Origin of the sequence: Atlantibacter sp., assembly GCF_032062175.1 — a bacterium.
Classification (GTDB): domain Bacteria; phylum Pseudomonadota; class Gammaproteobacteria; order Enterobacterales; family Enterobacteriaceae; genus Atlantibacter.
This window is the reverse complement of record NZ_DAMBQK010000003.1, coordinates 106,555-131,306: the sequence shown is the minus strand read 5'-3', so window position 1 is coordinate 131,306 and position 24,752 is coordinate 106,555. Positions and strand designations below refer to the sequence as shown.

Genomic DNA, 24,752 nt, shown 5'->3' with positions numbered 1-24,752 from the left:
CAGCACGAAGCGGACCTTACTGCTTTCAAGATCCGTTCTGCCGTCAGTTAGCCCAGTTTTCCAGAACCAGTCCGGGCACACGCTCAAACTCTCGCACGTTGTTCGTTACCAGTACGGCGCCAGCGGCGATAGCATGCCCGGCAATCGCCGTGTCGTTTGGACCGATTGGCGTCCCGGCCGCAGTCAGTGCGGCCTTAATCTCCGTGGTTGCGTCCACCGCGGCGCGGTCCCAGGGGAGGATTGCATCGAGACGGGCGCAGAAAGCTTCGACGAGCAGGCCGTGGCGGGGGGATGCCTTCTTTCCGATCGCACCGAAACGCATCTCGGCATAAGTAATGGCCGAAACCACGATGCGGTGATTACGCAGCACTGCCTGCTCCAGCCGTTTAATGACAGTTTCCGGCTGCTCACGCATGATGAACGAGCAAATGTTGGTGTCCAGCATATAGGTCTTGATCACAGGTCAAACCGTCCTTCATCGCTGACGACGTCCCCACGCTCGGCCATAAAGTCCGAATCGGCTTTTTCGAGCTGAGTAAACGAACCCCATGTTGGGCGAACGGGACGAAGGATGATGCTGTCACCTTCCCGGACGATCTCCAGTTCGCTCACTCCCTCAAAATCCAGGTCGCGGGGCAGACGGATGGCGCGATTGTTGCCGTTTTTGAATATCGATACGGTTCTCATAGTATTTCTCCTGATAGGTTAGCTTTAAAGCATATGCCGAGTATAGGCAGATGTTGAGCATATGTATAGATGTGACTACTTCGGAGTGATAGAAGTGCACAAGCGGTGCATGCAAAAATGCCCTACATACCTCAATTAATCTTTTCTTCACCTCAGATCTGAATAACCAGAATCGGATCTTGCTCAATTAACTGGCGCAGTACAGATGGTTGCAGAAACATCGAAATGCAAGGAGTAAGAAGCAGCTGAATGGATAATTTGGCTGTGGAAGAGTTTATTTAGCTTTTGCAGGAAACAAAAAAGAGCCCATGTATTCCATGGACTCTTTCTGAGATGCCTCGATTATTCTGTCCAACTTTTGGGGGGCAGTACACCAACGAGGCTACCTGCATGCATGAACAACATCAGGATAGCCTCTTACCTGTCGCAAGACAAGGAGAAGAAAGCATGAAACTGCCGCGAAACGCCCTGATCTGGTGTGTATTTATGGTGTGTTTGACACTATTGATATTCACGTATCTGACGCGAAGTTCGCTCTGCGAACTGAGGGTGAAAGACGGAAGCAGGGAGGTCGCTGCGTTACTGGCTTACGAATCTGGTAAGTAGCACCTGGAGGCGGGGGAAACCCCGCCTTTTCAGGCTGGTGTGGTCAGGCATGCCAACAGCGTCTTTTAACAGGGCTGTCAGTGTTTCGCTGGCAGCCCTTTTCTTTAAAAGCGATACGGGAAATTCAGATTATTTCAACTCCAGCACCTGATGGTTATCGGTTCGATTTTCCGCCAGTTCGTCTGCATTTGCCGCCGTGACCAGGCTTATCTGGTGTGGCGCAGTGGCTTTGGCAAATACCCGATGCCCTTTCTGATTCACCGCCAGGCGTAAGCGCATGCGTTTTACTTCGCTATCAACGGAGGACAGCGTGCCCTGTTGCGCCAGCGGCGACTGGGTATATAGCAATTCGAAAATCCCCTCCCGCTGTGGGCCCAGTTCAAACCACTCTTCATAGCGGCTATTCATGGCTAAGCCCACCAGGAACGATCCGGCTCGGGCGCGGCCCACGTTAAAGGCGAATCCGGCTTCGCCCATGCTCTGCTGCCGCGTATGGTTAATCACTTTAGTGACGCCACCAGGACGCAAATCCAGCAGCCCGAGCGCCACGCCGGTTTTGGCGGTCGGCTGATAGGGGGCGTCAGGGTTGCTGCTGAGCGGCGCATGAATATGCAGCGTAGGGGTATCGTTGCCAAAACGGTCGGCCATTCTGGTGAATATCAGCGCATTTTCACCCTCATCGGCCAGGCCCCACAGGCGAGAGATCCACAGCGAACGGCTGGAATTGCCCGCCAGCAGGATATGTATCTGCTCCGGCAAGGGGATAAATGCCTGGCCGAGTGCGGCGATAAACTTATCAATACCCAGGGCGATGCGTTGCTCAAGATATTCCGCCAGTTCGCCATACGGGATCACGAAGTCGCAGCTGACTTTTTCTCCCGCCCGGTTGAACAGGTCCACCGTGCAGGTTTTATCTTCAATATCCGGCTCGGCGGTACAGGGTGTTTCCCAGAATGGACGCAGCTCGCTGATCAGCAACATAGTATTGCTGTAGGCCGCCTGGGTTTTCTCAAGATAAATTTCCGAACCCGGGAACGGATCGGCATCCAGCGGCCGGGTAAAGGCGATTTGGTATTTCTGGCACAAATCGAGGTTATTACGAAAAACCCGATAGGCCATATTTTCCAGCAGATTTTCGCCGCCCAAAAATTTGTCCCCCGCCGGGGCGAAATGCTCAAATACCCGCTCGAAGCCCTCGTCCTCCTCGTCTTCTGAAGGGTGGCGGTAGTAGCCGAAATCAAAATCGGTAGTACCGCCGCCAAAATCAAAAACTGCATAGGCGGCACCCTGTTCGCCGGGTTGGATAGCCAGGGCATCCAGCGCGCACACGGCATAGGCGGCGGGCTCGCTGGCTAACTCTTCGACGCTAAACGCGTTAAGAAACTCCGGCTGCGCCACCAGCGTTGGCGGCAGGCTGCGCTGCAATCCACGTTTAAAGCTGGCGAGAATTTTTTCTTTTACCTCGCGCGGATACTCCACCGGAAAGGTCATGAAATATTCCAGCGAGATCCCGCGCCCGCGCCAGTTGATGGTCATACCTAAAAACCAGGCGTAAAGCTCAATGGGATCGAAGGGATAATCACCGCTAACGTCCAGCCACTCTCCGCGCGTCGGGTTATTTTGGGTGAGCGGCGCGAGCGTGTGTTCGCACTGCTGCTGGTCGGTAAAGACCACCTGATGATCGCTGGACTGGCGCAGCGCCCACTGTTTCAGCCGGGTTAAAATACTGCTGACGGTATAGATATCGCTCTGGTTATCGCGCAGTTTCGCCTGTGCCTCGTGAGAACAGTGCACCATTTCCCAGCGCACGCCGGGACGGTAGGCCTCGTCGGTCCATTCGCTTAACAATGCCTGCAAATCGATGATTTCCAACACCGTCGGGTTTTCAAAATGATGCGGTTCGATGCGCTCATAGAAATCACGCACACCGATGCGCATTAATTCTTTGCGGCCGTTTTCGGTTTCATAAGCCACCACGGTGCTGCTGGTGCCGAAATCGATGGCAACGCAGCCGGGGCGGATATCCCGCGCCGGATCGCGCGGACGAATGTTCAGGGCTTCAAGGGCATTGGCGTCCTGCCCCCACATTTCCCACATCCCTTTATTGATATCGGTAAAGGTGAGGGGATCGATTTTCGGCAGGCGGTTTACCTGGTAATCCAGTTCCACCAGCGTGGTATTCAGATGATCTTCCCACCCATCCAGCCAGTTGCGGCCAGGCTCGCTAAGTGAACTCAACCTGACCGGCATATCGATCAGAATATCCGCGAACACCTGTTTCGTGACGGATGCGCAGGGAATGGAGGGAAATTGATGCCCCGGATTAGCGGGAGGGTTATTACCATCAAGATCGATAAACCCTTCCACGACGTTAAACGCGTATTTATCGCGCAGGCGATTCTTGTCGCCCTGGCGCAGCGGGTTTTTACGGTTTTTGGCAAACAGCAGCATTTCGTTGCGGGTCGGCACGCGCCAGCCTTTGAGCCCCAGCCAGCGCAACTCACTGCAGAACGCCTGGTTCTCCTCGACCAGCCCCGGCGGGTAGTAGCGATTATCATGCGTCCAGAGCAGCAGCCGATCGTCCTTCGCCTGCACCAGCCATTTCATCTGCTCGCCATCAACGAGTATGCCAAACGTCTCTTTGCTTTTTAGCTCTGTCCAGAAGGTATCAACCAGCCCGAGCCAGGCGCGTTCTTGTAGTTTTTCCAGCATGTTTCTTCTCTTCGTATCCGTCTTTATCTGATTACTACAACTGCACCAGCGGCTTACGAACCCGCTTGCCCGCGCTATTAATCAGCCCAGGCAGCCAAAGCGCGGCGATGGTGTCGCCCTGGCCGACGCCGTTATGGATTTCATAGTTATACGCACTGGCGGCGGCCACGGTTTCGAGTTCCGCCAGCCGGTCGATCCACAGCCGGTTATGCAGCGAAAGGGCGTAATCCAGGAGTTGTTGTTCAGCGTCGTTAACCGGCGCGGCGCGGGATTTCGCCCGTTCGGAGAGCACGTCCCACAGGCGTTCGATGCGATCCCAGTGGCTGGCGATGACGATCACCTGCTGGAACTGCTCGGTTTCGTCGTCGGGGAGTGGGCGGCGTAGCCATTTCTCCTGGAGCTCGGGATCGTTTTTCACTATCGCGATGATGCCCCGCAGCGGTTGCAGGGCGTCAGATATCGGCTCCGGCGCGGGCTCGTTTATCGGCGGCGCGGCGGGCAGGGTCTCTGGCGATGTCTCACTCAACTGACGCCAGGCGTGCTGCAACTGCTGTTGCACTTCGTCACCGATAAGCCCGGCGAGCCAGGCACGAAATTCAGGATCGGTGTGTAAATCTTCAAAGGGCGATGTCATGGGGCGTCGGCTCTCTTACTCTTCCAGTAACGGTTCCATTTCCGGGCGCACCGTCAAATAACCCACCTCAACAAATTTGCGCACCATGGCGTTGATTTGCTGCCGATGGCGGAACGGGCTTTGTTGAAAGCTGCGCTTTTTAATTGCCAGCGCGCTTTTGTTGGGTTCCGGCCAGGGGCTTGAGATACCGGGTAGTGTCAGGCTGCCCAGCAGCATCGCCATATCGCTTGGGCTGACTTTTTGCCAGAAGTGCGCGAAGAACAGCGGCATAAACTGGGCGATGGCGGCCTCATCCAGTTCGTCAGCGTGCAGCAGATTGGCTTCATAGCGGGCGCGCTCTTTATTCCAGCTTGCCTGCTGTTGCTCAAGTTTCTGCTGGCAGGTTTTTAACGCCTCTTTCAGCGCCAGGTTTTCCTGCTGCTCCTGCTGGAGCTGCTGTACCAGGGCTTCCTGAGTCCGGGAGGCCGCCTCAAGCTGGTGGGATTTAACCGGCGCGTCATGATTAACCAGCTGTTTCCACAACAGCGGCAACAGGTGATGGCAAATCTGTTCCGGCGCTTTGCTCAACGGATCGCAGGCTGCGGCGCTGGTAAGCCACGGACCGAGCGGCAACACCATCACCGGGATGTTCGCTACGGCATCAAGCAACTGTGGCAGCCACGGCTGGTATTGCGGCTGGTACAGCACCACAATCTGCTCCGCCGGGCTCCATTCCAGACGTTCGGTCAGTTCACCCAGCGCGTCCACCAGTTGGGCAGGCCGGGCACAATCGAGGCTCTCTTCGCCTTTGAGCGGATAAACGTCCCAGCCTTCCGGAGTGCGGCAAAAACAGCTAAAGCGTTGCTGGTCGAGAAAAATAGCGTAATGGCTCATCAATTCAGTCCCGGCGTTATTCGGCATCAGCGCGCTGGGCGCGCAGGCTGGCGACGATCTCTTCCCGGGACAGGCCGTCCGGCATATCGGCTTCGGCAGAGGCCAGCCAGGCCTCCACGCGCTCGCTGTCATACAGATCCAGCTCGTCATCGAGATAATCGCGGATCAGGGTAAAGTCGTTGGTTTTGCCCATCAGGTTAAGGACGCGCTCGGCGGTAAAAAACTCCGGCTTTTGCGCCACCAGCACGATCAGGCTAATCGCCGAATCCATGCTGAAGGATTTGTATTCGGTCAGGCCCTGGGCAATCACGCCCGCGCTGGCGGCGATTTTCTGTTCTTTACTCCATTTGCCTTCCAGGCCCGGCTTCACCTCAAAGTTTTTAATCGCCTGAGAATATTCATCGAACGTCGCGAACGCGTCCGGCGTAATCCCCATTTCTGCGGCAGCCAGCACTTTTTCGCCGTGTTTCTCCGGGGACTGATCCGGGCGAAGAATATCCAGCGCGATCCCGATGACCTGCACCACGGCGCTTATCGCGCGCACGATTTCAGGCGTGGTCGCAATTTTCAGCACCGTGCTGGCGACGCTCGCCACAAAACTGCCGATGCTCGACAGCGCCGAACCGATTGAACTTAAAAATCCCATAGTCACTCCTTGTTATGTAAAAACACTATTTTTTGGTCATATCGTTAACCCGGGCGGCTAACGCGTCGAAATCCAGCGCTTCTGGCGCGATACCGATAAATTTCAACAGCTCAGCCAGCCGGCGCGGCATTTTTTCTTGCACGGCGTGCGGGGGAAGATCGGTGTTATCCAGCGCCCAGGCCACCATCGCCTGAGTTAAATCGGGCTCGCAGGCATTAAGCGCCTGAAGCTGCCCGACGATGCGTACCAGCTGTTTATTCAGCGACGCGCCCGGCGGCAGTTGCCGTGCCAGCGTCATCAGCCGCGACAGGTTGCCGAGCTGCTGGCTATAAGCGATAAACGCCTGCGGATCGCCAAAGTCGGTATGCGCCGCGAGCTGTGGGAACAGCCGGGCGCGTTGCGGCCACCATTGCTGAAGACCCCGGTCAGCGATGAGGCGTTCATCTATCGGCTGCCCGGTGGTATTGGCGTTGGGTTTGATCTGCGTGAGCACCGCGCCGTGCCAGCCACCGCCGTAAATTACCGCCTGGCCCGTCTGGAGCGACGGCAGGAAGTTTTTCTGCTCATCGCTTAACGACATGGTGTCGCCAATGACGTCACGATCGTCTGCAGAAAACAGCCGGTGAACGATTTTGGTATTGGTATTTTTGATGACGTCCGGGATCAGTTTGTTGGGGATTTGATCGGCGATGATCAAACCTTCGCCATATTTACGCACCTCGGCCAACAGGTTGCTGAACATCTCTACGCCGAGTTTTTTACTGCCGCCTTCGCCCGGCTCCGGCTTCGCCAGCAGGCGGTGCGCTTCTTCAATCAGCGTTAAATGGCGGTAGCCTGGCTCGCGCAAATAACGCTGTTTAATGGTTTCCGCGAGGCGAGTGACAATCAGCGCCATCAGCAGGGATTTGTCGTTCTCATCCTTGATTTCATCAAGTTCGAAAACCACTTTTTTATCCAGCAGCGCATCGAAATCAATAGAATGGCGGGCGTTGAGCATGCGGCTTTTGGTGCCCTTAGTGAGATCGGTAAGCCGCGCCACCAACGAGCCGCGGTATTTCTCCTCAAACTCCTTGCCCATGCCTTTGGATTCGATAACTGAATCCAGTTCGCGGATCATATCGCTGAAATTAGGCCACGCGCCGCTGTTCAGGGCGAACGGTTCATCAATCAACAGGTTTTGGTTGCTGAAGATATCCCAGCCTTTGCGCTCATAGGCCTGAATAATCGCCTCCGCCACGATCATCGGCATCGCCGCCTCCATGGGGAATACCGCATTGAGGGCGTTTTTCAGGATATCGATATGCCCGGTGAGCGTCTCTTTTGACGACACCAGTTCAAACGGGTTCAGGCGAAACGGCGTGATGTCTTCCCGGCCCAGGCAGTAATACTCCACGTCGGGATTTTTCTGGTACAGCTCGCGGTACTCGGTCTTGGCGGGTTCAATCACCAGAAACGGCAGCCCGGACTCCAGCAGGAGTTTCATGCAACTGGTGGTTTTGCCGGAGCCGGTGACGCCAGTAATAAAAATGTGTTTATTCAGCTCGGATTTATCCAGCGTCAGCGGTTTAAACGCCAGGGTCTGTCCATGCTGGATCACCTGGCCGAGCGTCAGTTGTTGTTGCTCAGCAAGGGTAGGTGGATTAAGCGCGAAATCGACGCATTTACGGATTTTCAGCCCCGCCAGCTCTTTATCCGGCAAGCCCATCAGCAGGGAAATTTCCTGGCTGTTCAACCAGGTCGAACACTGAGTGCGCCCGTGTCTGGCGCTGACCAGTGAGTAAATGGCTTCGCTGTAAGGATGTTCCGCGCCGGTCGCCGCATCGGCCAGTTGCAGCAGTTGCCCGAGATGCGCCGCGCCGTGCTGCAAACGGTGCACACGCAACGGCGTCAGGGTTGGGTTATTGCCCTGGAAAATTGACCGCACGCTGGCGCTCAGCCGTTCATACACTGCGTTTGTATTGGCGGCCAGAAACAGTGAGGTTTTAAACATCCCTTTGCTGTTGCCCTGGCGAAAGCGTGAAATTTGCGTCTCGCCTAAATGCTTCAGCAACTCTTCGTAGCCTTTGTTGATTTCCTCGCGGGTTACTGCCTGGCCATCGCCGGAGGTGGTGGCGTCGCTGGTGCTTTCATTGCTGCCGACGCTTTGCGAGTCGCTGGTTCCTGTGGCCTGGGATTTGTTGGTCGACGAGGTGGTGGTCGTGCCGCTACTGGTACCTTTACTGTGATTGGTGCCTTTATTATCGTAGCTGGAGCTGGTGCCTTTACTGGAGCCGTGGTTTTCATTAACGCCGACGCTTTTAGCGCGGCTGTCTCCCTCGCCGTGTGTAAAGGTGATACTGGTTCCGCTGGTTTTGGCGACGTTCTGACCGGTGCTGCGGGTATGTTGTTCACTCTGGTTTTGCGAGATCTGCACCGAATATTTCATTTGCGAGGAGAGCTGGGTCGACAGGTCGTAAATTTGCTCAATGATCTGCTCCACTTCCTCTGCGCTACCCGGTTTGCAGGCGATAATCATTCGCCAGCTTTCCCCCGCCAGGCCGTTCACCAGGCGCTCGACGCCCTGAAACTCTTCATCCCCCAGCCGGGTTTCTTCTTCATTCAGCGACGGGACGCCCGTCACCACGCCGAGCCGCTTCATCGATAACAGCGAGGTTATCGGGGTGATGTCCTGGGGTTTAACCGCCGCCAGCTTCGCGCCGAGTAAATTACTGCTGAAAGCCCGCTCGAGTTTAATGCCGATATCGTGGACCACGCCGTTATCGTTGCTCGCCACGCCGATATAAAAATGAATACCCTCGCCGTCGCTGAGCAGCATATACAGCAGCGTCGCACGTGAATCGCTCATATTGGCGATCACATTGCTCATGGCCAGGCGGTGAACCGCGGCCTTTTCATCGGTCATCTCTTCAATGCGGTAAAAACGGTATTCGGTGAGGCGCTCATCCTCCAGCACAGACTCGGGAGCGAGCTGAAAGTGGATGCGGTTCCAGTGGCCTACGTTTAATTCGCTCAGGCGAAAACGCGCCTGAAGCTCCGTAATGGTGGTGTGCTTGTCAGTCATGCGTAACGGGTCCATCCCAAAATGAGTCAACAGCGCCTGTGTGTTTAATTCGTTGTCATCGCAGGCATTCACTACCCTGGCGTTAATCCGAATAAAAAGCGAGTTACCAATTCCAGGGATTACGCGTCGGTCGCATTATTAACGTCGGCTCGCGACAGAAAAACTCCAGTAAAATCGCACAAAAAGCGGAGAGCGCCCGCAAACCGCGCAGCGTCAATGTTCAACGTCCCGGCGCATGCCATACTGCTCGCAACACTCTGTTTGGGATTGAATGATGCAACGTGTAACCCTGTCACTTGATGATGATTTACTGGCGGAAGTGGATGCGTTAATCCAGACCCGTGGCTATCAGAACCGCTCCGAAGCGGTTCGCGACCTGGTGCGCGCCGGGTTGCAGGATGCCGCCGCCACCAGCGCCAGCGGGCCGTGTATCGCGGCGCTGTTTTATATTTACGATCACGAAGCCCGGGAATTATCCCGCCGGTTAACGCGCACGTTCCATGACCATCACGACCTGTCGCTTACCAGCCTGCACGTGCATCTTGACCACGGCAGTTGCCTTGAGGTGTCGCTATTGAAAGGGGAAACCCAGCAGGTACGCACTTTCGCCGATAAGGTGATCACCGAGCGCGGCGTGCGCCACGGCCAGGTGATTGTGGTGCCCGTTGACCACGACGAAGCACATCCCCATCATCACCACGATTAACCCCGCCACTACAACGTGCCGAGCGTCCGGCACGTTTTCTTTGCTTTAACGCAAATCGCTGCCTGAACCGTGTCGACACAAATGCCGACTCGGCATGTTACCGCGTTCGACATCTGCCCTGTCCAGGCATGTTTTGAATTCAATTAATTGATTTTTAAGATAATAAAAAAGAAAGAATAAACTGGCACACTTCCTGCTTAAAGCCTGCTGACAAGACCAGCAGTGGGCAATGCCGACGGTATCGACTCGCTGTTATTCATATGATTCTGGAGGGTACAGCGATGAATCGCTTCGTGATTGCGGAGCCGCAGCTATGTATCGGATGCAATACCTGTATGGCTGCCTGTTCGGAGGTCCATAAGGCTCAGGGATTACAATCGCATCCACGTCTGACCGTCACCCGCGTTGACGCGCAGACCGCCCCCATGCTTTGCCGTCACTGTGAGGATGCCCCCTGCGCCAGGGTGTGTCCGGTGAACGCCATTACGCATGACAACGACGCCATCGTGCTTAACGAAAGCCTGTGTATCGGCTGTAAGTTATGCGGCCTGGCCTGTCCGTTCGGGGCTATCACGCCATCGGGCAGCCGCCCGCTGTCTATCCCCACGCAATTCGAAAACTACGTTCCGGCGAATCTGCTGGCCGATGTGCCGGAAAGCCCCGCCAGCATGAACCCATTCCTTGCCTGGAACGCGGGCGTGCGCAGTGTGGCGGTGAAATGCGACTTATGCGATTTCCACGCGGAAGGCCCGGCCTGCGTCAGGGTATGCCCGACGGCGGCGCTGAAACTGGTGGATGAACGCGGCATCGCGCGGGAGGCAAAAGCGCGGCGTCTGGCGGCGATGAGCAGCCTGCCGCCAGAGCTGAACCTGTTCCCCACCGCTTCTCAGGAGCAGAAATTATGATGGATTCTCTTCAGCTTCTTTTGTGGGCCATTGTGCTTTACGTGGCGGGCGGCTGTGCGTCCCTGCTGCTGCGCCATGCGGAGCGGATCGCCATTTATGTCGCTGGCGTAAGCGCCATGGTCGGCGGCATTCTCGGTATTGCCGCCGCGTGGCCAGTGGTGATGGGCGGCGATGCGGTGGTGTTTGCCACTCAGGGCCTGTTCCCGTTCGCGGCCTTTAGCGTGCGGCTCGACGGGCTGGCGGCTTTTATGCTGCTGGTGATTTCCCTGCTGGTGGTGGTGTGCTCGCTGTATTCGCTGTCGTATGTTCAGGAATACCGGGGGCGCGGCGCGTGGGGCATGGGGTTCTTTATGAACCTGTTTATCGCCTCGATGGTCGGCCTGGTGGTGATGGATAACGCGTTCTACTTCATCATTCTGTTTGAAATGATGTCGCTGGCGTCGTGGTTTTTGGTTATCGCTGAACAGGACGACGAGTCAGTCAGCGCCGGGCTGCTGTACTTCTTTATTGCCCACGCCGGATCGGTGCTGATCATGATGGCGTTTTTCCTGCTGTGGCGGGAGAGCGGCAGCCTGGATTTCGCCAGCTTCCGCACGCTGCAACTCGCGCCGGGCACTGCGTCGGTGGTGTTTCTGCTGGCGTTTCTGGGCTTTGGGGCTAAAGCCGGGATGCTGCCGCTGCACAGCTGGCTTCCGCGCGCACACCCCGCCGCGCCGTCTCATGCCTCGGCATTAATGTCAGGCGTGATGGTGAAAATCGGTATCTTCGGGATCATCAAAGTCGGCATTGATTTGCTCGCCACCCAGATGTGGTGGGGGATTGTGGTGCTGGCGTTCGGCGCGGTCTCGGCGGTGCTGGGCGTGCTGTATGCGCTGGCGGAGCATGACATCAAGCGCCTGCTGGCCTGGCACACCGTGGAAAACATCGGGATTATTTTGATGGGCGTCGGCGTCGGCATGGTGGGCATCGCCACCGGCCACCCGGTGCTGGCGACGCTGGGCATTCTCGGCGCGCTTTACCACCTGGTGAACCATGCGGTGTTTAAGGGCCTGCTGTTCCTCGGCGCGGGCGCGATTATTTACCGCGTTCATACCCGCGATATGGAAAAAATGGGCGGCCTGGGCAAGCTGATGCCGTTGACCGGCATGGCGTTCCTGGTCGGCTGTATGGCGATCTCCGCACTGCCGCCGCTCAACGGGTTTATCAGCGAGTGGTACACCTACCAGTCGCTGTTCACCATGAGCCGCGACGGCAGCTTTATCATGAAACTGAGCGGTCCGATCGCCATGGTGATGTTGGCTATCACCGGGGCGCTGGCGGCGATGTGCTTCGTGAAAGTGTACGGCATCAGCTTCTGCGGCGGCGCGCGCAGCGAGAAAGCGGCCGAGGCGCGCGAAGTGCCGTGGCCGATGACCGCCGCGATGCTGCTGCTGGCGCTGCTGTGCGTGGTGTTGGGCATCGGCGCGGCGTGGATCGCGCCGGTTATCGCTCACATCGCCGCCGGGCTGGTGCAAGCACCCGCCGTGACGGTAAGCGAAGGGGCGCTGTTGGTGCCGGGCGTGGCCCATCAGGCGATGCTCTCACCGGCGGTGATGTTCATTCTGCTGCTGGCCCTGCCGCTGATCCCTCTGATGATTTATCTCTCCAGTCGCAGCGGGCAACAAAGTTTCCGCCGTCGCGGCGAGCCGTGGGCCTGTGGTTACGCCTGGGAAGAGGCGATGTCGGCCTCCGCCGGCAGCTTCACCCAACCGCTGCGCGTGATGTTCTCCTCGCTGTACAAACTGCGTCGCCAGCTTGACCCGTCTGCCGGGCTGGGCCGGGCACTGGAGAAAACCACCGCAGGCGCGACCCGCGTCGAGCCGTTCTGGGATGAAAAAATCATTTATCCGTTGGTCCGCCTGACCCAGTCGATGGGCAGCGGGATACAGCGACTACAGGGTGGGGATTTCCGTCTCTACTGCCTGTACGTCGTGGCGGCGCTGGTCGTTTTACTCGTGATCACCGCGGTCTGAGGAGGGAGCGCATGTTAACGCAACACACACCGACGCTGACCATGGGGCTGTTCGCGCTGGTTCAGGCCCTGATTATGCTGGGGGTTACCCCGTTACTCACCGGGATCTCCCGCCAGATCCGCGCCCGGATGCATTCGCGTCAGGGACCGGGCATCTGGCAGGACTACCGCGATATCGCCAAATTACTTAAACGCCAGGAAGTGGCCCCGGCGCAGTCGGGGGCGATGTTCCGCATCATGCCTTATGTGCTGCTGGGTTCGATGCTGCTGGTGGCGATGACCTTACCGATCTTCACCCTGATGTCGCCGTTCGGCGGGGCAGGGGATTTGATCACGCTGCTGTACCTGTTCGCGCTGTTCCGCTTTTTCTTCTCGCTTTCCGGGCTGGATACCGGCAGCACCTTCGCCGGGATTGGGGCCAGCCGCGAGTTGGTGATCGGCATTTTAGTCGAGCCGACGCTGATCCTCGCGCTACTGGTTGTCGCGCTGATCGCCGGCTCCACCAATATCGGCACCATCAGCGCCACGCTGGCGCAGGGCTGGAGCTCGCCGACCGCCACGCTGCTGGCGTTTATCGCCTGCGCCTTCGTCTGCTTTATCGAGATGGGCAAACTGCCGTTTGACCTCGCGGAAGCGGAGCAGGAATTGCAGGAAGGGCCGTTGACCGAATACTCCGGCTCAGGGTTCGCGCTGGTGAAATGGGGGCTGGGCCTGAAGCAGGTGGTGGTGGCGCAACTGTTCCTGGCGGTGTTTATCCCGTTTGGCAAAGCGGCGGAATTTACCCCGCCGGCGCTGATGTGGGCGGTGCTCGCCACCTGCATCAAGCTGCTGGTGGTGTTTTTGCTGGCCGGGCTGATTGAGAACAGCCTGGCGCGTGGGCGCTTCCTGCTGACCCACCGCGTCACCTGGCTTGGCTTCGGCGTCGCGGCGCTGGCCTTCGTCTTTTACTTAACCGGTCTGTAAGGAGCCAGGGAAACCATTATGGAAACTATCGCACTTGCGACCCTGCTGATCCCCTTTATCGGGGCGCTGCTCACGGCCTGCCTGCCGCAGCGTTACGCGCCGTGGCTGTGTACCCTCGTCGCGCTGCTGGCGACGCTGGGCACGGTTCAACTGGCATGGCTGTTTTATCTGGGCGGCATGGAAGCGACCACGCTGTCGCTGGTTCAGTACGGTGATGTAGCGCTGTTTGGCTTCACTCTCGATCGGGTCAGCACGCTGATTGTGTTCGCGGTGGTGTTTTTAGGCTTCTTAGTCAGCCTTTACTCCACCGGCTATCTGACCAAAGGCAACCGCGAGCATCCGCACGACGGCACCAACCGCTACTACGCGCTGCTGTTGGTGTTTATCGGCGCGATGGCCGGGCTGGTGTTGTCATCCACTATCCTCGGGCAACTACTGTTTTTCGAAATCACCGGCGGCTGTTCCTGGGGCCTGATTGGCTATTACCAGAGCGCGAAATCCCAGCGCTCCGCCATGAAAGCGCTGCTGATCACCCACGTTGCGTCCATCGGCCTGTATCTGGCGGCGGCGACGCTGTTCCTGCAAACCGGCACCTTCGCCTTAAGCGCGCTGGCAGAGCTGGACGGCCCGGCAAGCCTGATTGTGTTCGGCGGGATCCTGTTCGCAGCCTGGGGCAAATCGGCCCAGTTGCCGTTGCAGGCCTGGCTGCCGGACGCCATGGAAGCGCCCACCCCGGTGAGTGCTTACCTGCATGCCGCGTCAATGGTGAAAGTGGGGGTGTACATCTTTGCCCGTGCCATTCTCTCTGCCGATCAGGTGCCGCACATTATCGGCTGGATCGGCATGGGCATGGCGAGCCTCACCATCGTCTACGGCTTCATGATGTATCTGCCGCAGAAAGACATGAAGCGCCTGCTCGCCTGGTCGACCATCACCCAACTGGGCTGGATTTTCTTCGCCCTGTCGATGTCGGTGTTCGGCTCGAAAGAAGCCTTCAACGGCGGTATCGCCTACATCTTCAACCACGCTTTCGCCAAGAGCCTGTTCTTCCTGGTGGCGGGTGCGCTCAGCTACAGCTGCGGCACCCGTATGCTGCCGAAGTTGAAAGGGCTGATGCGCACCATGCCGCTGCTGGGCGTCGGCTTCTGCGTGGCGGCGCTGGCCATTGCCGGGGTGCCGCCGTTCAACGGCTTTTTCAGCAAGTTCCCGCTGTTTGCCGCTGGTTTCGCGCTCTCCAGCCAGTATTGGGTCATGACCCCGCTGATGGTGCTGCTGCTGGTTGAATCGGTGGCGAGCTTCGCCTGGCTGCTTTACTGGTTTGGGCGTGTGGTGCCTGGCGAGCCGAGCGAAGCGGTGGCGGAGGCCTCACCGGTACCGGTCGCGATGCGGGTGGTACTGATTGTCCTGGTGGTGATGTCGCTGTGCTCCAGCGTCATTGCTGTCGCCTGGTTGGGATAAGGGAGTCGAACATGACCGGAACACTTATCGTCAATAACCTCGCCGGCGTGATGATGATCACCTCGCTGCTGGTGATTGGCGTCAAACGTCCTGCCGCCGCGTGCTGGTTCTACGCGCTGCAGTCGCTAATGCTGGTGGGCATTTTTGTCACCCTGGCGGAAACCCTCAACGCCCATGAGCTGCTCTCCTGGTCGATCAGCGCCTTTATCACCAAAGTGGTGATGGTGCCGCTGATTATGGGCTACGCATTTCGCAAACTCTCCGATCCCAGCGCCAATGCCGGGATTATCAGCCCGGCGCTGTTGATGGTCGCCGCGGCGACCATCGTGCTGCTGGCCTGGTTCGTGGTGGAGCCGGTAACGGTGCCGCTGGTGACGGAACTGAAACCGGCGCTGGCGGTGTCGCTGGGCCACTTCCTGCTGGGGTTGCTGTGCATCGTTACCCAGCGCAACATCCTCAAGCAGGTGTTCGGCTACTGCCTGATGGAAAACGGCTCGCACCTGACGCTGGCGCTGCTGGCGAACCGCGCGCCGGAGCTGGTGGAAATCGGGATCGCCACGGACGCCATTTTTGCCGTGATCGTCATGGCAGTGTTGGCGCGCAAAATTTATCACACGCTCAACACGCTCAATGTTGATCAACTGACGGCGCTGAAGGGGTAAGCAGATGAATGACAGTACGATGTTTTTCTGGCTGCTGGGCATACCGCTGGTGGTCGCGCTACTGGCGTTCGCCTGCCGTTTGCTCGGCGACGGCGCGCGCGGCGTGGTGACGGCGCTGCATGCTGTTGCTATCACCGCGCTGCTGGGTGTCAGCCTGTGGGGCGTGGCGCTGGTCTATGAGCACCAGGATTTACTGGCGGCGCACCAGTGGCTACATCTCGACAGCCTGAGCGGTCTGTTCCTCGGGCTGCTGGGCGTGGTCGGGTTTTTAACCGGGCTGTACTCTATCGGGTATATGAACCACGAGGTGAACAGCGGTGAACTGAGCGTGAAGAGCCTGTGTAACTACTACGGCTTCTTCCACCTGTTTATTTTCACCATGCTGCTGGTGGTGACCAGTAATAACCTGATCCTGATGTGGGCGGCCATCGAGGCCACTACCCTCAGCTCGACTTTCCTGGTAGGGCTGTACGGCCAGCGTTCGTCGCTGGAGGCGGCCTGGAAGTACATCATCATTTGTACCGTTGGGGTGGCGTTTGGCCTCTACGGCACGGTGCTGGTCTATTCCAACGCGGCGGGCGTCCTGCCGAATCCGGGCGACGCTATTTTCTGGACCGAAGTGATGAAACACCCGGATCTGCTGGACCCGACGCTGATGCACCTGGCGTTTGTGTTTGTGCTGATCGGCTTTGGCACCAAGATGGGGATTTTCCCGATGCACGCCTGGCTACCGGATGCGCACAGTGAAGCGCCCAGCCCGACCAGTGCGCTGCTCTCTGCGGTGCTGCTGAACTGCGCGCTGCTGATCATCGTGCGCTACTACATCCTGATCAGTGCGGCGATTGGCCCACAGTTCCCTAACACCTTGCTGATTGTCTTCGGGATGCTGTCGGTAGCGGTCGCGGCGTTCTTTATCCTGGTTCAACGCGATGTGAAGCGCTTGCTGGCCTATTCGAGCGTGGAGAACATGGGCCTGATCGCGGTGGCAATAGGCATCGGCGGTCCGCTCGGCGTGCTGGCCGGACTGCTGCACACCCTCAACCATAGCCTGGCGAAAGCGCTGCTGTTCTGCGGCTCCGGCAACCTGCTGTTGAAATACGGCACTCGCGATCTCGACGTGGTGCGCGGCATGATGCGCGTCGCGCCGTTCAGCGCGGTGCTGCTGGCAGGTGGCGCGCTGGCCCTCGGCGGGATGCCGCCGTTCAACGTGTTCCTCAGCGAGTTTATGACCGTGACCGCCGGGCTGGCGGGCCAGCATCTGTGGCTCACTATCGTGCTGCTACTGCTGTTAACGGTAGTGCTGGGCGGGCTGATCCGCATGGTCGCCAAAGTGTGCTTCGGCGAAGCGCCACAGGCGGTCGCCAAAGGCGAGTTGGGGCTGTTGACCACGCTGCCGCTGCTGATCCTGCTGGTGCTGATGCTGGTAATGGGCACCCATATTCCGAAACCCGTTACCCATATGCTGGAGCGCGCGTCCACCATCGTCCTGAACCAGCCCGATTCACAACAGCGCTATTCGTGGCCGTGGGCCACCCACGACGCATCCATTACCGCCACAACTCATCGTCAGGAGAAGTAACGTGAGCTACGAAAATTTCGTCAACAATATGCAAAACAGCGCCAGGCGCGGCGTGGGCTATCTGGCGCAAATCCGCCAGAAGTTCCCGGCGGCGGTGCTGGACGAGGAATGGCAAACGGCGGATCAGCTCACCATTACGGTTAAAACTGACGCGCTGCCGGAAGTCGTGGAATTCATTTATTACCAGTTGAACGGCTGGCTGCCGGTGTTATTCGGCAATGACGAGCGCCCGCTCAACGGGCAGTTTGCGGTGTATTACGTGCTGTCTCTGGAAGGCGAAGAGAAGTGCTGGATCACCGTCAAGGCCTTTGTCAGCCCGATTACCCAGGAATACCCGTCCGTGACGCCGCGCGTGCCTGCGGCGGTCTGGGGCGAGCGCGAAGTGCGCGATATGTACGGCCTGAAACCGGTGGGGCTGCCGGATGAACGCCGTCTGGTGCTGCCGGACGACTGGCCGGACGATCTCTATCCGCTGCGCAAAGACACGATGGATTACCGCCAGCGCCCGGCACCGACTACGGAAACCGAAACCTATCCGTTCGTCAATGAAGCCACCGGGGAGACCCGCGTGGTGCCGATTGGCCCGCTGCATATCACCTCCGACGAACCGGGTCACTTTCGGCTGTTCGTCGACGGCGAGCAGATTGTCGATGCCGATTACCGCCTGTTCTATGTCCATCGCGGCATGGAGAAACTGGCGGAAACCCGCATGGGCTATAACGAAGTCACGTTCCTGTCCGACCGGGTGTGCGGTATCTGCGGTTTTACCCACAGCGTGGCCTATACCACCTCGGTGGAAAACGCGCTGGGGATTTACGTGCCGCAGCGCGCCCACACCATCCGCAGTATTTTGCTGGAAGTGGAGCGGTTGCACAGCCACCTGCTGAACATCGGCCTGAGCAGCCACTTCGTCGGCTTCGATACCGGCTTTATGCAGTTTTTCCGCATCAGGGAGAAATCCATGACCATGGCGGAATTGCTGACCGGGGCGCGGAAAACCTACGGTATGAACTTGATTGGCGGCGTGCGTCGCGACATCAATAAAACCCAGCGCCTGAACACCCTGAAGCTGGTGCGCGAAATGCGCGTCGAATTCCAGAACCTGGTGGATATGCTGCTCACGACGCCGAATATCGAACAGCGTACCGTGGGCGTCGGCGTACTGGACCGTAAAGTCGCCCGTGACCACAGCCCGGTAGGGCCGATGATCCGCGCCAGCGGCTTTGCCCGCGACGTGCGCTTTGACCACCCGTTCGCCGATTACGGCAACCTGCCGAAAACCCTGTTTACGATGGATGGCGGCGACGTGTTCTCCCGCGTGATGGTGCGCGTAAAAGAGGTGTTCGATTCTCTGGCGATGATTGAGTACGCGCTGGACAACCTGCCGGAAGGCGACATCCTCACCGAAGGCTTTACCTATAAACCGCATAAATTCGCGCTGGGCTATACCGAAGCGCCGCGTGGCGAAGACATTCACTGGAGCATGCTGGGCGATAACCAGAAACTGTACCGCTGGCGCTGCCGTGCGGCGACCTACGCCAACTGGCCGGTGCTGCGCTACATGTTGCAGGGCAACACCGTTTCCGATGCGCCGCTGATTATCGGCAGCCTTGACCCTTGTTACTCCTGTACCGACCGCGTCACGCTGGTGGATGTGCGTAAACGCAGCGTCAAAACCGTGCCGTATCAGGAGATTGAACGCTACGGGATTGAGCGCACCCAGTCGCCGCTCAAGTGAGGACTAAACGATGCTGAAACTGTTTAAAACCATCCTCAAAACGGGCGAAGCCACGGTTAAGTACCCGTTTAAGCCGTTGGAAGTCTGCCCAGGCTTTCGCGGCAAACCGGTGTATGACGCCGAACAGTGCATCGCCTGCGGGGCCTGTACGGTCGCCTGCCCGGCGAATGCGTTAACCATGGAAACCAACACCACCACCGGCGAGCGGGTATGGCAGATTTTCTATGGACGCTGCATCTTTTGCGCCCGCTGTGAGGAGGTGTGCCCGACCCGCGCCATTGTGCTGTCGGAAGAGTTTGAACTGGCGGTGACCAACAAAGCCGATCTCTACACCACGGCGACCTTCGCGCTGCACAGTTGCCCGCAGTGCCACCAGCCGTTCACTACCAAAAAAGCGCTGGCGCTGACCCTGGATTTACTGGCCCAGTCCAGCGGCGACCCTGACACGGTAGACGCGTTGCGCGGCGTGTACGAATGCTGCCCGGGCTGCCGTCAAAAATACAACCTGAGCACCAACGGTTCGCTGCGTATGCGCCAGATTGCTGTGGGAGAAAAATCATGAGCCTGCCGGACATTAAGGTGAACCACCACGTCAGCCAGCCGATCCAACTGGATGAACAGGCGGCGAAGCTGAAAAGCACGCTGCTGAAGGATATTCAGCGCTCGGCCTATGTTTACCGCGTGGACTGCGGCGGCTGTAACGGCTGCGAAATCGAGATTTTCTCGGCGATTACCCCGCTGTTTGATGCCGAGCGCTTCGGCATCAAAGTCGTCGCCTCACCGCGTCATGCCGATATTTTGCTGTTTACCGGGGCGGTGACCCGTGCGATGCGCGTCCCGGCGCTGCGCGCCTATGAGTCCGCGCCTGACCCGAAAATCTGCATCTCCTATGGCGCCTGCGGCTGCGGCGGGGGAATTTTCCACGATCTGTACTGCGTGTGGAGCGGCAGCGAATCCATCGTGCCCATCGACGTGTGGATCCCCGGCTGCCCGCCGACCCCTGCCGCCACGCTGTACGGCTTTGCGGTGGCGCTGGGTCTGCTCGATCAAAAACTAAAGGGCGAACAGCATATCGAAGCCATCGGTGAAAAAGCGGCGCTGATCCTGCCGGAAGTGCCGCTGGCGACCCGCGTGATGATCGAGCGTGAGGCCCGCCGCATGGGGGGTTACTGGCAGGGGCGGTTGATAAGCGATGAGTTCTTAAAACGCCTGCACGGCGCGTCGGTAAGCGAAGTGGCGCCGCGTTTGTCGCAGTGGCTCAGCGAGGAAAACGATCCGCGGCTGCGGGAAATCGTCCAGCGTCTGGCCGGGCTGTTACAGCAGGGAGGCCAGCATGGCTAACACTCGTCCGCCGGAAGTGGTGTTCTGGTCGCTGCGCCAGAAATTCGTCGACAGCGATGACGACGTGCCGGAAGAAGCGCAGCAGGTGATGTACTACTCGCTGGCGATTGGCCATCACGTCGGCATGATCGACTGCCTGAAAACGGAACTGGTGTGCCCGCTGGCGCAGTATCAACAGTGGCTGGAACGGCTGCCGGAAGGGGAGGCCAGACGCAAGTTGCAGGGGCTGCTGACCTTCGGCGAGATCACAATTGATTCCACGCATACGTCGTTGCTGGCAAATGCCCTTGCGCCGCTGCGCGATACCGCGGCCGAGCCGTTTAACCACTGGAGCGCTACGCTGATCCGCCTGATAGGCGATATTGTTCGCGAGCCAGCCATCTACCTGATTGTGAAGAGGAAATCATGAAGCCTTCAGAAATCAACGGCGTGGTGTTAACCGTCGGCAACAGCATGATGGGCGACGACGGCGCAGGGCCAATGCTCGGCGAGAAAATGTTGCGCGACCCGATCCCTGGCTGGACCGTGGTCAACGGCGGTTCAGCCCCGGAAAATGTGGTGCACCAGGTACGTGCACTGGCCCCGCCGCGGGTGGTGGTGGTGGATGCCACTGATATGGGACTCAATCCCGGCGAAATCCGGGTGGTCGATCCGAATGATATCGCCGAGATGTTTATCGTCAGCACCCACACTATGCCGCTGACGTTTCTTATCGACAGCCTGAAGGACGATGTGCCGGACGTGACGTTTATCGGCATTCAGCCGGATATTGTCGCGTTTTATTTTCCCATTACTCCTGCGGTGAATGATGCGGTGGAGCGGTTGTATCAGCAACTGGAAAACTGGCAGGGACCGGAGGGGATTGAGGCGCTGGTGGTAGAAAGGGAATCTGAAGGAATATAAGTTTGTTTTTAAAAGGTCGTTTGCCGGGGGAGATTCCCCGGCATTATTGTCTTAAAAGTCTTTTACTCAAATCTCCCGTGCCGATATCCCCAGTCTTTGCATTCTTGAAAGCAGTGTGCTGCGCTTTAACCCCAGCCGCGCCGCCGCGCCGCGTGGGCCAGCGACAATCCCGTTAGTTTCCCGCAGTACCTGAATAATTCGTTCACGTTCGGCGTCGTCGTGCTCCGGCACCGGTGGGGTGATCATCGCCGGGGCGGCGCGCGGCGTGCGTACCGGGGCAGGCGGTTCGGCAGGTAAATAATGGCGCAGTTTTTCCAGCGGTAAATGCAGCGTATTGCCCTGGCTTAATATCACCGCACGCTCAATCACGTTTTCCAGCTCGCGCACGTTGCCCGGCCACGGCAACTGGCTGAGCAGTCGCATCCCTTCGGCAGAAATGCTGTCGATAGTGCGGTTCATGCGGCGAGAGATTTTTTGGGTAAAATGCTTCGCCAGTAATGGGATATCTTCCGGGCGTTCGCGCAGCGGCGGGATCAGGATCGGGAACACGTTTAATCGATAATAGAGATCGCTGCGGAATTCACGATCCAGCGATTTTTGGTGCAGATCCTGGTTAGTCGCCGCAATCAGCCGCACGTTTACCGGGATCACCCGGTTACTGCCCAGGCGTTCAATTTCACGCTCCTGCAAGACGCGTAGCAGCTTCGGCTGTAGCTCAAGCGGCATATCGCCCACTTCATCAAGAAACAGCGAACCGCCTTCCGCCCGCTCAAAGCGGCCAATGTGGGTCGAGGTCGCGCCGGTAAACGCGCCTTTTTCATGACCAAACAAATCGCTTTCAATCAGCGTGGCGGGGATGGCGGCGCAGTTCATTTTCACCATCCGGTGGCCTTTGCGCTGGCTTAAATTATGAATCGCCCGCGCCACCAGCTCTTTGCCGGTGCCGGTTTCACCGAGGATCAGCACCGTACAATCGCTTTGCGCCACCATCTCGATTTGGGTGAGCACCTCTTTCATCGCCTGGCTCTGGTAGATGATCTCGCTAAAGTGTTCTTCGCCGCCAATCTGCTCGTTAAGCCAGATATTCTCGATTTCGAGCGTTTCTTTCAGGCGGTTGATCACGCTATAGGCGCTGGCGTTATCCACGGCGATGCTGATACGCGCGGCGATCTGCTGTAGCAAATGAAGGTGGCTACCCTGGAACATCCCGCCGCTGCGATGGGCCAGTATCAATACGCCCTGCGGCTCATGTCCAAACTGGAGCGGCAGCAGGCAGACATTATTTAGCCCGTTGCGGGTGGCGCGGGTAAGCAGGCCGTCTTCACGAACCTTTTTATCTTCGTTATTAAGCTGCATTACGCAAAGTTGCGGCTGCGCGCCGCTCTGGGCCAGCAGCGTATCCTGCATGGCGATGTACTCACGTTCGCAAACCAGCGGTGCGCCGGGGGCATACCAGGTAGAATAGAGATCGAAACGGGCATGGCGCGAATCGGCATCCAGCAGCGCCATGCCGATATAATCAATACCGAAAAAACGATGAATTTCCTTTGAGACTTCCGACACCAGCGCATGCATATCGAGATGTGAGATCACCGAGTTGGTGGTATCCACCAGAATGCGAAAGTGATCGCGCTCGTCACGCAGTTGTCGGCATTCATTCTGCAACGCCTCCTGGGTCAGCAAATGCTGCAACAGAGCGGCGACGGGCGTACAAAGCTGGCTGAACCACAGCTTCGCGCTATCGGTGAAGAGTTTTTGCGCCGAAGGAATAAACAGCAACCGTCCCAGCACGTTGCCGTTAACGGTAAGATTTTGAATTACAGCGTCTTTAGGCTCATCCTGGGCGGTAGAAAACAGATTATCCTGCTTTGCGACGTTGCCATCAGCGCTGCAATGCCAGCGAACGTGCGGCAACCGCAGTTCCAGCGCCGCAGGAAGGTACGGCAACGCCGGGTGGCGGATCAGCGTGTGCAGCAGACCGGGAATATCGCTTTGCATATAAAGTGCTTGCGAGATCCGCAGAATATTTTCTTGCACTGAAGAAGATGTCGTCACGTTGTCAGAAGCCATTGTCACATTTATCACCATAGTGTCAGGTGAAAATAAGCCCTATAAATTTCACCGTTAAAAAATTATACCTTCATGACTAATTGTTTTGAATGTGCCATGTCAGGTTATTCTTCAGTTACGTTGATAACTGTTCTCATTTGCTTTGTTTTTACACTCATTTGCTAACCAGTTCAAAACTCCGACCCCCTAAAAAGCGAGTGGTACAGATTATGCATAAGAAGAGTCTGATGCTGTCTCTATTTTTAATCTGATTTGATGGTGATCAACATGAGCGACAATAATTTTTTCGATTTACGTTTACCAGCGGAAATGGCGAAAGTAGCTGAACAGGCTGGTTGCTATAAAGCGACAAAAAAGAAATCTTTATCATTTTTTTTGGCGGTAACCGCTGGTGTTTTCATCGGTCTGGCATTTGTTTTCTATATTACGGTAATTACCGCGAGCCCGGCGAACGGATTAACCAAATTAGCGGGGGGATTATGTTTCGCCATGGGATTAATTCTGGTGGTGATTTGCGGAGCCGACCTGTTTACTTCAACGGTATTAACCGTGGTCGCCAAAGCGAGCGGGCTTATTAGCTGGCGGCAACTGATTGTAAACTGGATAGTTGTTTATCTCGGCAACATGGCGGGCGCACTGTTCCTGGTGGCGCTGATCTGGGGTGCCGGGCAGCACATGGCCATCGGCGGGCAGTGGGGGTTAAGCGTACTCAGCACGGCGGACCACAAATTGCACCATACGTTTATCGAAGCGGTTTGCCTGGGGACACTGTGTAATTTGATGGTTTGCCTTGCGGTATGGATGAGTTATTCCGGCCACTCGCTGACGGATAAAGTTGTAGCAATGTTATTTCCTGTCGCCATGTTTGTTGCCAGTGGATTTGAGCACAGCATTGCCAATCTGTTCCTGATCCCTATGGGCATTGTTATTCGCTATTTCGCCCCTGATGCCTTCTGGCATTCAATTGGCATGAACGCCGATCAATTTCCAGCCTTAACTATTCATGATTTTATCATTAATAATTTAATACCGGTGACGATAGGTAATATTATTGGCGGCGGCATTTTAGTGGGGATTACCTACTGGATAATTTATCTTAACCCAGCCAATCAACGGCATTAAATAAGATTTTCGATCGTGTGCAGACAAAAGTGTCGTTTGAAATATCAGCAGTTTTGTCGCAAAGAATATATTTTG

At 57.3% G+C, this 24,752-nt stretch carries 22 protein-coding genes and 1 pseudogene; 15 read left to right on the top strand and 8 right to left on the bottom strand.

What is annotated here, in order from left to right:
- Window positions 1–43: 43 nt before the first annotated feature.
- Entirely contained in the window at window positions 44–460 is a 417-nt protein-coding gene (locus RT120_RS04550) for a type II toxin-antitoxin system VapC family toxin (RefSeq protein ID WP_312979975.1), read from the bottom strand.
- On the bottom strand, window positions 457–687 hold the full coding sequence (gene vapB / locus RT120_RS04545; RefSeq protein WP_021314452.1) for a type II toxin-antitoxin system VapB family antitoxin: 231 nt from the start codon (window positions 685–687) through the stop codon (window positions 457–459). Before vapB ends, RT120_RS04550 begins: the two co-directional genes overlap by 4 nt.
- A 333-nt stretch (window positions 688–1,020) precedes the next feature.
- On the opposite strand from vapB, the pseudogene RT120_RS04540 reads away from it, so the two are divergent.
- Both RT120_RS04540 and RT120_RS04535 read left to right on the top strand, forming a co-directional pair.
- Window positions 1,021–1,230, top strand: a pseudogene (locus RT120_RS04540) (Hok/Gef family protein); the annotation flags it as partial.
- On the top strand, window positions 1,179–1,289 hold the full coding sequence (locus RT120_RS04535; protein ID WP_312980396.1) for a DUF5431 family protein: 111 nt from the start codon (window positions 1,179–1,181) through the stop codon (window positions 1,287–1,289). The pseudogene RT120_RS04540 and the gene RT120_RS04535, both read left to right, overlap by 52 nt.
- 133 nt (window positions 1,290–1,422) lie before the next feature.
- On the opposite strand, the gene RT120_RS04530 is transcribed toward RT120_RS04535, so the two are convergent.
- The 5 genes from RT120_RS04530 to RT120_RS04510 are packed head-to-tail and all read right to left on the bottom strand — an operon-like array spanning window position 1,423 to window position 9,219.
- Window positions 1,423–4,005, bottom strand: a complete 2,583-nt coding sequence (locus RT120_RS04530) for a hypothetical protein (protein WP_312979971.1) — start codon at window positions 4,003–4,005, stop codon at window positions 1,423–1,425.
- Window positions 4,006–4,039: 34 nt separating this feature from the next.
- Window positions 4,040–4,639 carry a hypothetical protein gene (locus RT120_RS04525; protein ID WP_312979969.1) on the bottom strand — a complete coding sequence of 200 codons (600 nt, stop codon included), beginning with the start codon at window positions 4,637–4,639 and terminating at the stop codon, window positions 4,040–4,042.
- Between the two features lie 15 nt (window positions 4,640–4,654).
- A complete protein-coding gene (locus RT120_RS04520) occupies window positions 4,655–5,512 on the bottom strand; it encodes a hypothetical protein (RefSeq protein WP_312979966.1) in 858 nt (285 codons plus the stop codon).
- 16 nt (window positions 5,513–5,528) lie between these two features.
- Window positions 5,529–6,158: a hypothetical protein gene (locus tag RT120_RS04515; RefSeq protein WP_312979964.1), complete on the bottom strand. Its 630-nt coding sequence runs from the start codon at window positions 6,156–6,158 to the stop codon at window positions 5,529–5,531.
- Window positions 6,159–6,183: 25 nt separating this feature from the next.
- Window positions 6,184–9,219 carry a hypothetical protein gene (locus RT120_RS04510; protein ID WP_312979961.1) on the bottom strand — a complete coding sequence of 1,012 codons (3,036 nt, stop codon included), beginning with the start codon at window positions 9,217–9,219 and terminating at the stop codon, window positions 6,184–6,186.
- 274 nt (window positions 9,220–9,493) lie between these two features.
- Between RT120_RS04510 and nikR the strand changes: the two genes are divergently transcribed.
- The 12 genes from nikR to hycI all read left to right on the top strand — a co-directional run bounded on the left by nikR (window position 9,494) and on the right by hycI (window position 21,485).
- Window positions 9,494–9,925, top strand: a complete 432-nt coding sequence (gene nikR, locus RT120_RS04505; protein ID WP_312980393.1) for a nickel-responsive transcriptional regulator NikR — start codon at window positions 9,494–9,496, stop codon at window positions 9,923–9,925.
- A 281-nt stretch (window positions 9,926–10,206) separates the two neighbouring features.
- The gene (locus tag RT120_RS04500) at window positions 10,207–10,830 is read left to right on the top strand and encodes a 4Fe-4S dicluster domain-containing protein (protein WP_312979959.1); all 624 of its coding nucleotides are present in this window, start codon (window positions 10,207–10,209) and stop codon (window positions 10,828–10,830) included.
- Window positions 10,830–12,842 (top strand): hydrogenase 4 subunit B, encoded by a 2,013-nt coding sequence (gene hyfB / locus RT120_RS04495; RefSeq protein ID WP_312980391.1) that lies wholly within the window; start codon window positions 10,830–10,832, stop codon window positions 12,840–12,842. The genes RT120_RS04500 and hyfB overlap by 1 nt, the downstream gene beginning before the upstream one ends.
- A gap of 11 nt (window positions 12,843–12,853) precedes the next feature.
- Window positions 12,854–13,804, top strand: a complete 951-nt coding sequence (locus RT120_RS04490) for a respiratory chain complex I subunit 1 family protein (RefSeq protein ID WP_312979956.1) — start codon at window positions 12,854–12,856, stop codon at window positions 13,802–13,804.
- A gap of 18 nt (window positions 13,805–13,822) precedes the next feature.
- The gene (locus tag RT120_RS04485; RefSeq protein WP_312979953.1) at window positions 13,823–15,262 is read left to right on the top strand and encodes a hydrogenase 4 subunit D; all 1,440 of its coding nucleotides are present in this window, start codon (window positions 13,823–13,825) and stop codon (window positions 15,260–15,262) included.
- A gap of 11 nt (window positions 15,263–15,273) precedes the next feature.
- Entirely contained in the window at window positions 15,274–15,924 is a 651-nt protein-coding gene (gene hyfE / locus RT120_RS04480; protein WP_312979950.1) for a hydrogenase 4 membrane subunit, read from the top strand.
- 4 nt (window positions 15,925–15,928) lie between these two features.
- Window positions 15,929–17,503 (top strand): hydrogenase 4 subunit F, encoded by a 1,575-nt coding sequence (locus tag RT120_RS04475; protein ID WP_312979947.1) that lies wholly within the window; start codon window positions 15,929–15,931, stop codon window positions 17,501–17,503.
- 28 nt (window positions 17,504–17,531) lie between these two features.
- The gene (locus RT120_RS04470; RefSeq protein WP_409515025.1) at window positions 17,532–19,241 is read left to right on the top strand and encodes an NADH-quinone oxidoreductase subunit C; all 1,710 of its coding nucleotides are present in this window, start codon (window positions 17,532–17,534) and stop codon (window positions 19,239–19,241) included.
- A gap of 10 nt (window positions 19,242–19,251) precedes the next feature.
- Complete coding sequence (hyfH, locus tag RT120_RS04465; protein WP_312979943.1) at window positions 19,252–19,803, top strand: hydrogenase 4 subunit H; 552 nt, start codon at window positions 19,252–19,254, stop codon at window positions 19,801–19,803.
- Entirely contained in the window at window positions 19,800–20,582 is a 783-nt protein-coding gene (locus RT120_RS04460; RefSeq protein WP_312979940.1) for an NADH-quinone oxidoreductase subunit B family protein, read from the top strand. Before hyfH ends, RT120_RS04460 begins: the two co-directional genes overlap by 4 nt.
- On the top strand, window positions 20,575–20,991 hold the full coding sequence (locus RT120_RS04455; protein WP_312979938.1) for a formate hydrogenlyase maturation HycH family protein: 417 nt from the start codon (window positions 20,575–20,577) through the stop codon (window positions 20,989–20,991). Before RT120_RS04460 ends, RT120_RS04455 begins: the two co-directional genes overlap by 8 nt.
- Window positions 20,988–21,485 carry a hydrogenase maturation peptidase HycI gene (hycI, locus tag RT120_RS04450; protein ID WP_312979932.1) on the top strand — a complete coding sequence of 166 codons (498 nt, stop codon included), beginning with the start codon at window positions 20,988–20,990 and terminating at the stop codon, window positions 21,483–21,485. Before RT120_RS04455 ends, hycI begins: the two co-directional genes overlap by 4 nt.
- A 66-nt stretch (window positions 21,486–21,551) precedes the next feature.
- Here the strand turns inward: hycI and RT120_RS04445 are convergent, their stop codons facing one another.
- Window positions 21,552–23,555: a sigma 54-interacting transcriptional regulator gene (locus tag RT120_RS04445; protein WP_312980388.1), complete on the bottom strand. Its 2,004-nt coding sequence runs from the start codon at window positions 23,553–23,555 to the stop codon at window positions 21,552–21,554.
- Window positions 23,556–23,822: 267 nt separating this feature from the next.
- Here RT120_RS04445 and focA point away from each other — a divergent pair, with 267 nt between their 5' ends.
- A complete protein-coding gene (gene focA / locus RT120_RS04440; RefSeq protein WP_312979929.1) occupies window positions 23,823–24,677 on the top strand; it encodes a formate transporter FocA in 855 nt (284 codons plus the stop codon).
- Window positions 24,678–24,752 lie beyond the last annotated feature (75 nt).